This window comes from Burkholderia diffusa (genome assembly GCF_001718315.1).
GTDB lineage: Bacteria > Pseudomonadota > Gammaproteobacteria > Burkholderiales > Burkholderiaceae > Burkholderia > Burkholderia diffusa_B.
Genome location: NZ_CP013363.1, coordinates 1,618,927 through 1,631,506 on the forward strand (window position 1 = coordinate 1,618,927; position 12,580 = coordinate 1,631,506).

Genomic DNA, 12,580 nt, shown 5'->3' on the forward strand with positions numbered 1-12,580 from the left:
TCCTTATCATGATCCGCGTGATGCATTGTTCGAATTTGCATCACCGGCATCCGTCGATACGATCGATGCACCGTTCGCGTGTTCGCCGTCATCCCGCGAGAGCAGGAGCCCTGTTCGAACGGGCCTGACCGTGCCTACCGGAAAGGACGAAACGTCGTCGGAAAACCCGCAACTGCCGACGCGGCCGTGTCGGACGCAAACACGCGGCAAATCGCGCGGCACACCAGCTTGCCGCTCTCACCTACCTAGACGGAACGAAGCACGCATTGCCGCAAACTTTTTACGCGGACCGTCCGGCGCGACGCCAAGGGCGTGCACCCGGCCGGTCGGCTCGCGTGTACACGCGGTCGGCGACGCCGACCGCGTACGGCCTGCAATGCGCGCACGGCGGAAACCCGCGCGCGCTCGCGCGGGATGCCGTACAGGAATGTGCGTGGCCCCCGTTTCGTATGGATCTCGCCTGCCCGGCCATAACGGCTCTACGACGTTGCGCTTGCGTGCGTCGCCGGCAAACGAGTTCGCCTCCGGACGGGTATCGCGCGAATCGCGATGCACTTGCGTGCGGCCCGACAATCGTCGGGTTTCTACCGGGAAGTTTTTGTGACATTCCGCTGAAGATATTCACGAAACCGAGCGCGACCGCGCGCCCGATATCGTTTACGCGGGACCACCGACACCTTGGCCGCACGGCACGCGCACGGACACCACGAAAATCTGCGGTTTCGCGCGGCCCGATCCGTCCTAACTAATGAGAAAAACACGTCGACGACGGGGTCCGATCCATGTCATTCGCCACGATGCTCGTACGCTGGCTCGCTGGAAGACTGTCCGGCGCCACCGTGCCGCCGAACCCGCTGCACGCCGCCGCCGGTCACGCCGTGCCGCGCCGCCCGTTGCGCTGGCGCGCGCCATGGCTCGGGTGGCAACTGCTGTCGTGGTGCGTGCTCACGCTGCTGGCGCCGCCGATCTGGATGATCGGCACGCTGCTGATGATCAATGCGTCGAGCGATCAGCCACTGTTCTGGACGCTCGCGATGGCAATCGTGCCGGTCGCGAACGGCGTGGCGATCGTCGCGACGAACCAGCGTCATCACCGCGTACCGTTCACGCGACGCTCGACGGTCGCGCTGTTCATGTTCTTCGTTGCGATGGCGATGGGCTGCACGCTGTTCGTGCTGCTGCTGTGGCGCTCGCATTCGATCGCCGCGCTGGTCGGCCCGCTCGCGGTCGACGGCGACGACGCACGCCCTGCGATGCTCGCGTTCTGGGTCGCGGGGCTCGCCGCGATGTTCGGCGTCACGTCATCCGCGCATGCGAGCATCGCGCATGCGTGGCTGGCGTTCGAGGCCTGAATGCGGCTGCGCCCACACAGCGGGGGCACACGAATGCATCGATACGGAAGATCCGGCGCGACACGGGCGCCACGCGCACGCGGCATCGCGATCGTGACGGTGCTGCTCGTCGTCGCGCTGGCGGCCACGCTTGCGGCCAGCGTGCTGTGGCGCCAGCAGGTCGCGACGCGCGACGTCGAGAACCAGCGGCTCGCAACGCAGACGATGTGGGTCGAGCGCGCCGCGGTCGAATGGGCGCGGGCGACGCTGCGCGCGCAGAACGCGACGTCCAACGTCACCTTCGTGGGCCAGCCGTGGTCGGCGCCGTTCGCCGACGTGCCGCTATCCGACCTGCTGCCGCCGGATGCGGTCGCGGTCAACGCGGAGCTTGCACGCGCATCGATCTCCGGAAACGTCGAGGACGCGCAAGCGCGCTTCAACCTGACGAACCTCGTGTCGCGCATCGCGCCGGGCAAGCCCTGGCAGGCGAACGCGGAAGGCGTGCTCGCCTACCGGCGCCTGCTCGGCGAACTCGCGCTGGACCCGGCGCTCGCTCAACAGACGGCCGACTACATGCTGCGCTCGCTACGCGAGACGAACGGCCCCGACGGCTGGCCGCTGCAGCTCGTGACAGTCGACGATCTCGCGCGTATTCCCGGCTACGACACGCGCGCAATCGAAGCACTCGCGCCATACGTGACGGTGCTGCCCGACCTCACGGTGGTGAACGCGAACACGGCGGCCGAGCCCGTGCTGGTCGCCGCGATTCCGACACTGTCGAAGAGCCAGGCGAAGCGGCTCGTCGATCGGCGCGGCGCCGCGTATTTCGTCAGCACGGGAGACATCGCCGAGTATCTGCTGCCCGCGCAGGGCGGCAATCCGACGCTGCCGGACGGCTCGGCGGTGGGCGTCAGCAGCGGCTATTTCATCGTGCATTGCCGCGTGCATTCGGCTCGAATCAACGCGCGCGTCGACACGCTCATCGCGCGCTACGGCAGCGGCAACTTCACGTGGACGTCGGTGATCTGGGCGCGGCGGCCGACGAGTTGAAGACTGGTACGCGCGGCGCCTGCGCGTTCACGTCGATGCAGCGCCGTGCGCATAGGCAATCTAGGCCAACGATGACTCGCTCAACCCGACCGCGCGCGTACTCTGCGGCGTCATCGCGCAATCGAACGTCAGCCGCGTGAGGCTCGTCTCGCGCACTTCACCGAGCAGCCGGTTCCAGTCGTCGATCGACACGAGCAGCGCGATCGGCCGGTTGTATTTCGTGACCATCACCAGCGCCTCGCCAGCGTGCCGCAGCGCCTTCGACGGATTGCTGCTGAAGTCGCGCGTTGCCATCGCGATCGTGCGCAGGCTGAACACGTTCGTGGCCGCATCGTCACCGTCGTCGTGCAGCAGCCGCTCGAGCGTCGCCGCGCGCAACAGCGCCTGTGATTTCGCGGACAGCCGGTTGTCGCGGCGCCTGCGCCGCTCGCTGCGCGGATCGACATGAACGGCCAAGAGCCGCACGATCTGTCCGAGGGTGGTTGCGGGCAACTGATCGTAGCGTCGCCACCAGTCGGGCGGCAGCGCGATCATCATCCCGGCGTAGATCGACGCGACGCCATCGGCGATATGCGAAGGAAGACGCTCGGCGTCGCGCACATCGAGATCGAGCGCCGCGCCGACCACCTGCATCATCACGCTGAACGCGTTATACGCGAGTGCCGCGATTCCGCACGCGAGCAGCGACGCACGCGCCGGCGCGTCGCCGAATGGCGCGCCTTCCAGCACCGGTTCGAGCGGCAACGACAATGCGTCGCGCCAGCGGCGGCACGACAGCTGCACGATCCGCACCGCGTCGAACTGCGCGGGCGGCAAGTCGGTCAGCAGCGTCACCGTGTCACCCGGTTCGCCGTCAATCGCCGCGCGGCGCCATTCGATCCGCCGCAACACGTCGTGCGTTCCGCCGTCGCCGGTCATGCCAACCGGTTGTTCACGCACGACCCCGCCGTCGAACATGCCTGCGCGATGCCATTCACCGAGCGGCCGGTACACGCTCGCGCGAGCGTACTCGCGCAGGATCAACGCACCGCCGCGACGCGGCCAGCTCGACAGCATCGCATCCGTATCGAAGCGCCCGTCGATGATCCACAGCTCGCCGGGCCGCACCGTTTCGAGCAGTGCAGCAACGAGTGCGCGCGCATGTTGCCGGCCGCGCTCGACCGGCAGCAGGTCGACGATCAAGCCGAGATCGGGATCGAAGACCGGCAACACGCGTGTGCCGGCACCGACGGCACCGACGCCCCCATCGCGCACCGGATCGTCGCAATCCCGCCCGCAATCGCAAGCCGCCAGCCCGGGCGCGCATGCATCGACCGCGCCGTCGAGCACGCGCAACCGCATCTCGCCGAGCCCGCGTTCGTCGGCACGCACCGTCGCGATCGGCAGCAGCAGTTCCGCGCTGTCCCTCACGAGCGCACGCCCCCAGCCGGCGCGAAGCCGGCTCATCCCGTCGTGCAGCGCGGCGACGGCGGCCCCGACGCCCGTCGGCGCGACGCCCGACGTGTCGGATCGTGTGCGCGCGCGTGCGGCAATCGCCGCGAGCGCATCGACCGCGAGCGCGAACAGCGCCTCGCGGATCGGCTCGTCGCCAGGTTCGCCGTCGGTGTCGACGGCCGTGTCGAGCCAGTCGTCGTGCAGCGCGCATTGCAGCACGAGTCGCGTCATGATCGCCATCGGACTCCGCTCGACGAAGCGTTCCACCACCGCGCGCATCATCGGGACACCCCGTACTGCTTGCAACGACCCGTCTGCAATCGGCCGTCACCGCGCGATCGCACTTGACGCGCCACGGTTGACGCCGCAGCATCGTGGGCAACCGGGCGCGCACGGCGGCATGCCGTCGCGGCGCTCCGTCCGCAATCGATGCACGAGGCCCCGGCATGTATGTAGATCCACGCGTGGCGCATGGCCGCGCCCGGTTCGATCTGAGCCGTTCGCCGCGCCTGCTCGCCGACGAACGCCGCTGGGAGATCAGCGACCTCGTCACGCGCAGCCTCGACGATTTCACCGGCATGCGCAACCGCCGCAATCTGATGCGGCTGCTTGCGCGCCAGATCGCGCCCAGGCTCGCACGCCTCGGCCTCGATCCGTTCGTCGGCGTGCTCGGCCGTGCCGAAGGCCTGTTCGTCAACTTCTCGACGATGAGCGCCGAGCACGGGCTGCGTGAATTCCAGTTGCAGCTGACGGTTCCCGACCTCGTGCTGCGCAGCTTCGCATCGAACGCGATCCGGCCGCATGCGGTCGCGCGCTGCATGCAGCGCAACGGCGTGATGACGCTGGCGGACATCGAGCACGAGACCCGCATCGCGTTCGTCACGGCGCGCGTGATGCGCTCGCTCGCGATCGCCGAACACTGGCAGCAGATCGGCGTACCGACACCCCGCGGGCTGTTCGTCGGCACGCTCACCGACGCGAACGACGTCGCGATGAACACCTATTTCCGGCCCGGCGACAACGATCGCCCGTCGCGCTGGAGCGGCTTCGCGGCCCTCTTCGCAACGATGCCGGACTGGCGCCCGGAACAGGTCCGGCACGGCGGCGAGCTGCTGCAATGGATGATCAACCATATCGTGGCCTTGCAAGAATCCGCACCGTTCTACGAACGCTTTCCGTTTCTGCGTGAACCGCTGCGCGACGCCGACGACCCGCTCGACGCCGCCTGGCGCGGCGCGCGTGCCGGCCGCGACAGCGACGCGACGCCCTGATCGCCGGCCGTCGCCGCACGCCGGCGGCAATCCGGAGGCCGGCTTCGGCCCCCGGTTCCGCTACACGGCCCCCTCGCTCTCTCGTATACAAGGTCGAAGCGGGCGCGCGTAACCCGCAGAATTTCTTGCGACACCGGATGCGCGCGGATGAAAACGATTTCGTCGCGCGCCGCGACGCCCGCGTCGTTCGGCCGCTCAATGCGTGCGCGGCGGCCCGCCCGGTTCCTGGCGCCCGACCGTCTCCAGCACCGCCCACATCCACATCAGCTCGCGGACGGTGCGCGCATGCTCGTCGCTCTGCGCGCGCCAGCACCGGAACGCGTCGAGTTCGCGCTCCGTCGTATCGCCGGCGCGCAGCCACAACAACCAGCGCACCGCGCCTTCGCGGATCGCGTCGGCGCGCGTGTTCGCGTCGCCGGAATCCGCATCCCGTTGCGATTCGTTCATGTCACGCCACCGCCCGAAGCTCCCTCGACACCCATCCCCCGCACCGCTGCGCGGCCGGGGCGCTTGCCACCCACGCCTCGGATCCGACGACGCTCCACCGGGCCGCCGCGAACGGCAGCCCGGTGTTTGCCGGCCCTCATTGATCAGGTCGTATCGGAGGGGCGTAACCCGCAGCGCGCGAGCAGCCCGCGGCCGCGCGAACGGATCGCCGGCGGGAAAAGGGAGAAGAAAGAGAGGAAAAAACCGGTCAGCTCAGCAGCACGATATTGCCGGGCAGGCGCGTGATGTGCGCGCCGTACAGGCGGCCGACCATGTCGATCACGTCGTCGAGCCGCGTGATCGGAAACTGCGCCTGCATCCGGTTCGCGCCGAGCGCGGCACGCCGCAGCACGACCCGGCCCGGACGATAGCGGTTGATCTCGTCGATGACGTCCGACAGCGGCACGCCGTTGAATACCAGCATCCCGCGCCGCCATGCGCTGATCGCGGCGGGATCGGTTCGCGTCACCGGCTGCACGCCGCGATCGTCGTAGACGACCTGATCGTCGGCCTTCAGCGTGCGTGCGCCGCGCGGATGCGCGAGCGCGACCGTGCCGGACAAGCAGGTCACGCACACCTGCGAGCCGGTACGCCGCACGTTGAAGCGCGCGACCGTCGCCTGCATGCGGCCGTCGCCCGCCACGACGGTAACGGGCTGGATCGGCGTCGCGCGGCCGGCCGGCGGCGTGGCCGCGTCGATTTCCGCCTCGCCGGCGACGACTTCGATGCCGTGCGCCGCATCGCTCGCGGGCAGCACGTCGACGCGTGTCTGCGTGTTCATCGCCACCGTCACGCGCGACGACAGCGCGACGCTGCGCTGCTCGCCGGTGCCCGTGTGGTAATCGGCGGCCAGGTCGCCGAGCGACGGCCACAGCTGCAGCGGCGGACGCACCGCGAGCCACGACGCGCCGGCCGCCACCGCGAAGCCGATGAACGCGCGGCGGCCCGTGCGCATCCTGCGCTCGCGCCTTGCCACGTCTGCCCAGGCAGCGGCCGTGCGCTCTTCGTGCGCGAGTTCGGTTGCCGCCGTGCGCAGCGAGCCCCAGGTGTCGCGCAACAGCGCGGCCGCCTGCGGACGGTCGGCGCACCAGCGCGCGAATGCGTCGGCCTCGGCCTGGCTTGCCTCGCCCGAGCGCAGACGCAGCAGCCACGCGCTCGCTTCGTCGAGTGCGTCGTGGGCGGGTTCTGCCTGGGCTTTCGTCATCGTCCGGGTACTCAAAATTTACGCGGCCCGCCTCGCGAGCCCGTGTACGCATCGCCATCTTCCTGCATGCGCTGCAGACAGTACTTCATCGCCGCGCTCAGCTCGCTTTCGACGAGCCGCAGCGAAATGCCGAACTGCTCGGCGATCTCGCGGTTCAGCAGGCCGTCCACGCGCGCGGCCAGCAGGATCGCGCGGCGCCGCGGCGGCAGGCCGCGCAGCACGTCCTTCAGCGTATCGACCTTGCGGCGCGCCGCGACGATCCGCTCGGGATCAGCCAGTTCGTCGGGCGTCTCGAGCAGCGTCTCGACATCGTCGTCGTGCAGATGGCGGCGCTCGCGGCGATGCTGGTCGATCGCGACATTGTTCGCCATCCCGAGTATATAGGCGTCCGCATTCGTCACCTGCGTGGACACGTTCGCGTTCTCGAGGCGCAGCCAGGTCTCGTGCAGCGCATCGGCCGCGCCGTCCTTCGACCCCGTCACGCGTTCGAGACGCCTGACCAGATACGCATAGCGCGTCGCCAGCAGCTTCCTGAGCCCGGTGCGGTTGGTGTCGGACATGGCGGGCTAGCCTCGCGACGCCGTCGGCGGACAGCGGAAGTGCACGCCGCTGCCGGCCGGCCGCAACAGGATCGTGACCGGCTGCGGCAGGTCCGCCGGCGGCGCATCGTCCAGCTTCAGCGCGCGCAGCGCGCGCATCACCGCCGCGTCGCGGGCGGCCGAACCGCTCGATGCCACCATGTTGACCGCCACCACCGCCCCCCTGTTGTCGATGCGCACCTGCGCGACGAGTCGATAGCTGCCCGGCACCGCCACCGGCTGCGCGCACAGCGCATCGATCAGATGCGCCTGCAGCACGCCCGCGAACGTGCGCCGCTCGCCGGAATCGCCGATCCCGTCGATCGGCAGCGCGGCGTCCGCCGGCGTGTCGGCCGTGGCGGGTGCCGCGTCGGCGGCCGGCTGCGCGACGATGATCGCTTCGTCCGGCCGCGAGAATTCCGCACGCAACCCCGTTCCGGCCAACATGTGCTCGAGCGCGTCGCGCGGCACGTAGTCGCCCTGCACGGGCGCGCTCGTGCGCGCGTCGAGCAGCGGCGCCGGCGCCAGCACGATCAGCTCGGTGAGCCGCGCGAAGTCCTGCAAGGCCTTCGCGAGCGGCTGCGCGGGCAGATCGAAATGCACGACGCTGCCCGGCGAGCGGCCGGTGGAACTGGTCTCCTGCGCGTATGCGTCGCGCATGCAGAGCACGACGAATACGAGCCACGCGACGAGCGCCAGGACACCAGTCGGCGCCCGTGAACGAGTCATGAATCCCTGATCGGAAGTGGAGTTGCACGCTGCGTGCCGGAACGCGCACCCCCGTGAGCGGTTCGGTCGCAAGCGAACGTCAGATTGTGAGCGGGCACTGTGACAGTCAGGTGAAGCATGCAGCGCTACGAATCAATGCACGGCCGAGGCATCGCATCGCTCACGGCCGGCGCACGACGAAGTTGCCGATGCCCGTGCCGACGACCGCCATCCGCACGTCGCCCGACCATAGCGTGATCGTCACCGGCACGTCGATGCTTTCATTGCCGAGCACGACGCGCGACGGTGCGTCGCCGCCGCCGGTGTAGCGCACCGACACGGCCGTCACTTCGGCGCCCCAGCGGCGCGCGCGATACAGGTCGTCGGTCATCGGCGCCCACGCGCCGTTCGCGGTGCGCTGCACGAACCGGTAGCCGCCGCCGACCGGCTGCCATGCGACCGGCATCGAGCGCACCTGCGCCTCGTCGCCGGCCGATTCGAGCAGGTTCGCGAGACGCTGCGCTTCCTCGGCGAGATCGGTGCGGCGATTGCGCGACGGCGCGAGCGTGACGACCGCGACCAGCAACCCGACGATCACGAGCACGACCAGCATCTCGAGCAGCGTGAAGCCGCGTTGCGGGCGACGATGCACGTTTTCCCGCACGCGTGCCGCATCCGATGTTCGTGTTTCCTCATGCCCCGTCATCATGCATTCACCCTTGCGTCGAAGAATGGAAAGCGTCTTCCGTCATCCGAACCGATCGATCGTCATGAAACTGCCCGCCCTGCTCCGCACCGTGGCGTCCCGCGCCGATCTCGTGCCGCTCGCCGAGACGCTCGCCGCCGCGGGCGCGCTCGTTGCCGTGTCGCTGTGGGCCGTGCGCGTGCTGACCGCGGCCGATACGCCCGTTGCGACACCCGCATCACCCGTGCCGATCGACGTCACCGCTGGCACGCGACTTTTCGGCGCGAAACCCGACAACGGCCACGACGCGATCCAGCTGCTCGGCGTGCTCGCGTTCGACGCGCGTCGCGCGGCCGCGATCGTCAGCGTCGGCGGCGATGCGTCGCGCGTGGTATCGCTTGGCGCCGCGATCGGCGAAGCCGCGAAGCTCGCCGAGGTGCGCGCGCGCTCGATCGTCGTCGACCGCAACGGGCTGCAACGCGAAATCGCGCTGCCCGCCACCGAGAAGGCCAACGCGTTCGTGCGCTGAAGCGCGCATCACTGCACCATGTTGTTCAGCTCGATGATCGGCATCATCACAGCCAGCACGATCACGAGCACCATGCCGCCCATCGCGAGGATCAGCAGCGGTTCGAGCAGGCTCGTCAGAAACATCGTGCGCCGCTCCAGCTCGCGCGACTCGCCGTCCGATGCACGATCCAGCATCGTCGTCACGTCGCCGGTGGCCTCGCCAGAGCGGATCAGGTGCACGAGCACCGGCGGGAACGTCTTCGTATGGGCGAGCGCGCGCGACAGCGCGGAGCCTTCCCGCACGCGCACGATCGCATCGTCGACGTTCGCGCGCATTGCGCGGTTCGACAGCGTCTCGCCGGCCGCCTGCAACGCGCGCAGGATCGGCACGCCGGCGGCAGTGAGAATGCCGAGCGTGCTCGCGAAGCGCACCGTGTTGTAGCCGCGCACCAGCTTGCCCGCGAGCGGCGCGCCCAGCAGCCATTGGTCGAAGCGCATGCGCGGCCCGTCGCGCGACAGCACCTTGCCGATCGCATAGCCGATCGCGATCGTCGCCGCGAGCGACGCCCACCACCAGTGACGCACGAAATCCGACAGCGCCATCATCACGACCGTCAGCGTCGGCAACTGCTGCTTCGTGCTGGTGAACACGTTCGCCACCTGCGGCACCACGTAGCTCAGCAGGAACGTGACGATGCCGAATGCGATCAGCGTGACGATGCCCGGGTACGTGAACGCGAGCAGGATCTTCTGCTTCAGCGCGTTGCTCTGCTCGATGTAATCGGCGAGGCGCGACAGCACGACGCCGAGCTTGCCCGTGTGCTCGCCGGCCGCGACGAGCGCGCGATAGATGTCGGGGAAATCGCGCGGATGCTGGGTCAGCGCGTTCGCGAACGAATGGCCGCCGACGACTTCCGCACGGATCGACGCCATCAGTTCGCGCACGTATTCGCGTTCTGCCTGTTCGCTCAGCACCGACAGCGATTCGTCGAGCGGCAGCCCCGCGACGAGCAGGCTCGCGAGCTGGCGCGTGATGATCGCCTGCTCGCGCTGCGACAGATTGCGGCCGAGCGACAGGCGCTGATGGCGCTCGCCGTGCAGCCGCTGCGCGGCCAGCTCGACGACGAGCGGCGTGAGTCCTTGCGTACGCAACTGACTGCGGCCGGAGCGCGCGCTGTCGGCTTCGAGCACGCCTTTCAGCGTGCGGCCGGTGGGATCGATCGCTTCGTAGCGGAATGCCGACATGCCGGAATTCTCCTGTCACGTGCGTGACTGCTTCCTTCGATGACTGCGCGCGGCGTGGCGGATGGAGTCGCCCGGGAAAGACTAAGGATCGAACCGGCGCAAATTTGTGACGGATGTTGGGCTACCTTTTTGCGCGGGCTTTATTACTCACGGATATTTCTCATACGACGCCGAAACGATTTCATCGTTGATGACATTTGCATCCGTTCAAACATTAACCGTTCGATAAACATTTCCTTGATTACCCGATGCGAATACACGACCCATTTCAACAAGGCGACAAAAACATCATCCAATGAATAACGTGCGAATGTTCCGTAGCATCCGCCACGAAACTGACTTGGAGTTGGGCTAGGACGATTCGCCTCGCACGGCCGGCCTGCTCCAGGCACCACCCATGGCTCCCGCTGCACCCAAGCACCATCCCAATATCCGGGATGCCCGATGAGCGTTGAATATTCCCCGAATATCGGATTTGCTAATTTCAATAACGCAATGACCGTTCCGATCGAAATGTTACGCACCATTCGTTATGAAAAATTCACACGCGTCATTCGGAATTCCACCTACATTTACCCGGCGGTCCAAAAGTATTCCAACCGCAGTAGCAGGGGTTCCCGTTTATCTTCGTCCAAGGAAATTTCTCATGAAATCCAGCAAGCGCAAGATCTGTCAGGTCCTGGCTCTCGTCGTTTCGGGCATGGGCGCATCGCTCGCGATGGCCGCAGGCCCGGTGATTCAAGGTGGCGGTTCGTCGCTCGTCGCGCCGACGATCGGTGCTGCTTCGCCGGCTTCCGGCGAAATCGGCCTGTATGGCACCGCGAACGGCACGTTCACGTACTACTCGGTCGGCTCGGGCGCCGGCCAGAACGCGTTCCTGAACAACCAGCCGACGTACTTCGGCTCGGGTGTCACGGGCACGGTCCACTTCGCGAACAGCGATGCCGCGCTCACGACCGCGCAAGTCACGTCGTATAACGCAAGCACGGTCGGCTCGAACAGCGGCCCGCTGATCCAGATCCCGTACATCGTGACCGCGATCACGGTGCCGGTCGTCAACGGCCCGGCCGTGACGAGCACGACCACGCCGCAAACGACGCCGGGGCAGGCACACAGCATCGCGCTGAACGACGACGATCTGTGCGGCATCTTCTCGGGCAAGCTGACGAACTGGAACCAGGTGACCAACCCCGAAACGAAGAGCTTCTATACGGCAAATGCGCCGATCAAGGTCGTCTATCGCGCAGACGGCAGCGGCACGACCGAACTGCTGACCCGCCACCTCGCCGCAGTCTGCACGACCACCAACACGGCTTCGGGTGTCAAGTTCATCGATTCGCTGACCTTCGCGAACACGTCGGCATTCCCGACCGGTGTGCCGTCGAACTTCATCGCGGCATCGGGCAGCGGCGGCGTCCGCGGTTCGCTCACGTCGCTGTCGTCGGCCGGCACGGCCGCCGTCGCGTACCTGAGCCCGGATTACACGAACACGTACATCGCATCGCAAAGCGCGGTCGTGACGTCGTCGGGCGCGCTGCAGCTTCCGCTCGCAAGCCTTTACAACACGAAGGCCAACGCGTACTACGCTCCGACGTACGCGAACGCGACGACGGCAATCGGCACGATCTCGGCACCGTCGACCTCGACCGCTGCAGCAGATCCGACGCAGTGGGTACCGGTTTCCGGCACTGCTTACACCGCCCTGGCCAACCCGTCTGCCGGCTACCCGGTTTCGGGCACGAGCCAGATCATCCTGAGCCAGTGCTATGCGAACGCCACGGTGGCATCGAACGTCCAGAGCTTCCTGAATAATCACTACACGAACGCCAGCTACGCATCGGTCGTGCACGGCAATGGTTTCGACACCGTCCCGTCGGGCTTCAAGACCGCGATTGTTGCCGATTTCCTGAGCAACAGCAGCGGGTATGGGCTCGATATCAACGACGCGTCGACCTGTGCCGTCGTCACCGGCCGATAGTCAGCAACAAACTCTCTGACTCGCAGCAATACCGCCCACCGGCCTCGAGCAATCGAGGCCGGTTTTTATGCAGCGCCACCATCGCGCGGCCCGTCGCCGA

Annotated in this window: 12 protein-coding genes; 5 read left to right on the forward strand and 7 right to left on the reverse strand. The window is 67.6% G+C overall.

The genetic code is table 11. The features are described 5' to 3' along the window. Window positions 1-782: 782 nt before the first annotated feature. On the forward strand, window positions 783-1,352 hold the full coding sequence (locus WI26_RS22485; protein ID WP_069227235.1) for a hypothetical protein: 570 nt from the start codon (window positions 783-785) through the stop codon (window positions 1,350-1,352). A gap of 33 nt (window positions 1,353-1,385) precedes the next feature. Then, the gene (gene gspK, locus WI26_RS22490; RefSeq protein ID WP_069227236.1) at window positions 1,386-2,381 is read left to right on the forward strand and encodes a type II secretion system minor pseudopilin GspK; all 996 of its coding nucleotides are present in this window, start codon (window positions 1,386-1,388) and stop codon (window positions 2,379-2,381) included. 60 nt (window positions 2,382-2,441) lie between these two features. On the opposite strand, the gene WI26_RS22495 is transcribed toward gspK, so the two are convergent. After that, window positions 2,442-4,046, reverse strand: coding sequence for a type II toxin-antitoxin system Phd/YefM family antitoxin (locus tag WI26_RS22495; protein ID WP_236849317.1), 1,605 nt, complete (start codon window positions 4,044-4,046; stop codon window positions 2,442-2,444). Window positions 4,047-4,261: 215 nt separating this feature from the next. On the opposite strand from WI26_RS22495, the gene WI26_RS22500 reads away from it, so the two are divergent. Then, window positions 4,262-5,086, forward strand: a complete 825-nt coding sequence (locus WI26_RS22500; protein ID WP_059464589.1) for a hypothetical protein — start codon at window positions 4,262-4,264, stop codon at window positions 5,084-5,086. A 195-nt stretch (window positions 5,087-5,281) separates the two neighbouring features. On the opposite strand, the gene WI26_RS22505 is transcribed toward WI26_RS22500, so the two are convergent. The 5 genes from WI26_RS22505 to gspH form a co-directional block, all read right to left on the reverse strand. Next, a complete protein-coding gene (locus tag WI26_RS22505; RefSeq protein ID WP_059539067.1) occupies window positions 5,282-5,533 on the reverse strand; it encodes a FecR/PupR family sigma factor regulator in 252 nt (83 codons plus the stop codon). Between the two features lie 247 nt (window positions 5,534-5,780). Next, window positions 5,781-6,776 (reverse strand): FecR family protein, encoded by a 996-nt coding sequence (locus WI26_RS22510; RefSeq protein WP_059539066.1) that lies wholly within the window; start codon window positions 6,774-6,776, stop codon window positions 5,781-5,783. Between the two features lie 11 nt (window positions 6,777-6,787). Continuing rightward, window positions 6,788-7,336 carry an RNA polymerase sigma factor gene (locus WI26_RS22515; protein WP_069227238.1) on the reverse strand — a complete coding sequence of 183 codons (549 nt, stop codon included), beginning with the start codon at window positions 7,334-7,336 and terminating at the stop codon, window positions 6,788-6,790. Between the two features lie 6 nt (window positions 7,337-7,342). Next, window positions 7,343-8,083 (reverse strand): TonB C-terminal domain-containing protein, encoded by a 741-nt coding sequence (locus tag WI26_RS22520; protein WP_069227239.1) that lies wholly within the window; start codon window positions 8,081-8,083, stop codon window positions 7,343-7,345. Window positions 8,084-8,243: 160 nt separating this feature from the next. Next, complete coding sequence (gspH, locus tag WI26_RS22525; protein ID WP_081334319.1) at window positions 8,244-8,771, reverse strand: type II secretion system minor pseudopilin GspH; 528 nt, start codon at window positions 8,769-8,771, stop codon at window positions 8,244-8,246. A gap of 61 nt (window positions 8,772-8,832) precedes the next feature. Here gspH and WI26_RS22530 point away from each other — a divergent pair, with 61 nt between their 5' ends. Next, window positions 8,833-9,276 carry a type II secretion system protein N gene (locus tag WI26_RS22530; RefSeq protein WP_069227833.1) on the forward strand — a complete coding sequence of 148 codons (444 nt, stop codon included), beginning with the start codon at window positions 8,833-8,835 and terminating at the stop codon, window positions 9,274-9,276. Window positions 9,277-9,284: 8 nt separating this feature from the next. On the opposite strand, the gene gspF is transcribed toward WI26_RS22530, so the two are convergent. Further along, window positions 9,285-10,502 (reverse strand): type II secretion system inner membrane protein GspF, encoded by a 1,218-nt coding sequence (gene gspF, locus WI26_RS22535; protein WP_069227240.1) that lies wholly within the window; start codon window positions 10,500-10,502, stop codon window positions 9,285-9,287. Between the two features lie 646 nt (window positions 10,503-11,148). On the opposite strand from gspF, the gene WI26_RS22540 reads away from it, so the two are divergent. Next, window positions 11,149-12,480 carry a substrate-binding domain-containing protein gene (locus WI26_RS22540; protein ID WP_069227241.1) on the forward strand — a complete coding sequence of 444 codons (1,332 nt, stop codon included), beginning with the start codon at window positions 11,149-11,151 and terminating at the stop codon, window positions 12,478-12,480. Window positions 12,481-12,580: the final 100 nt, after the last annotated feature.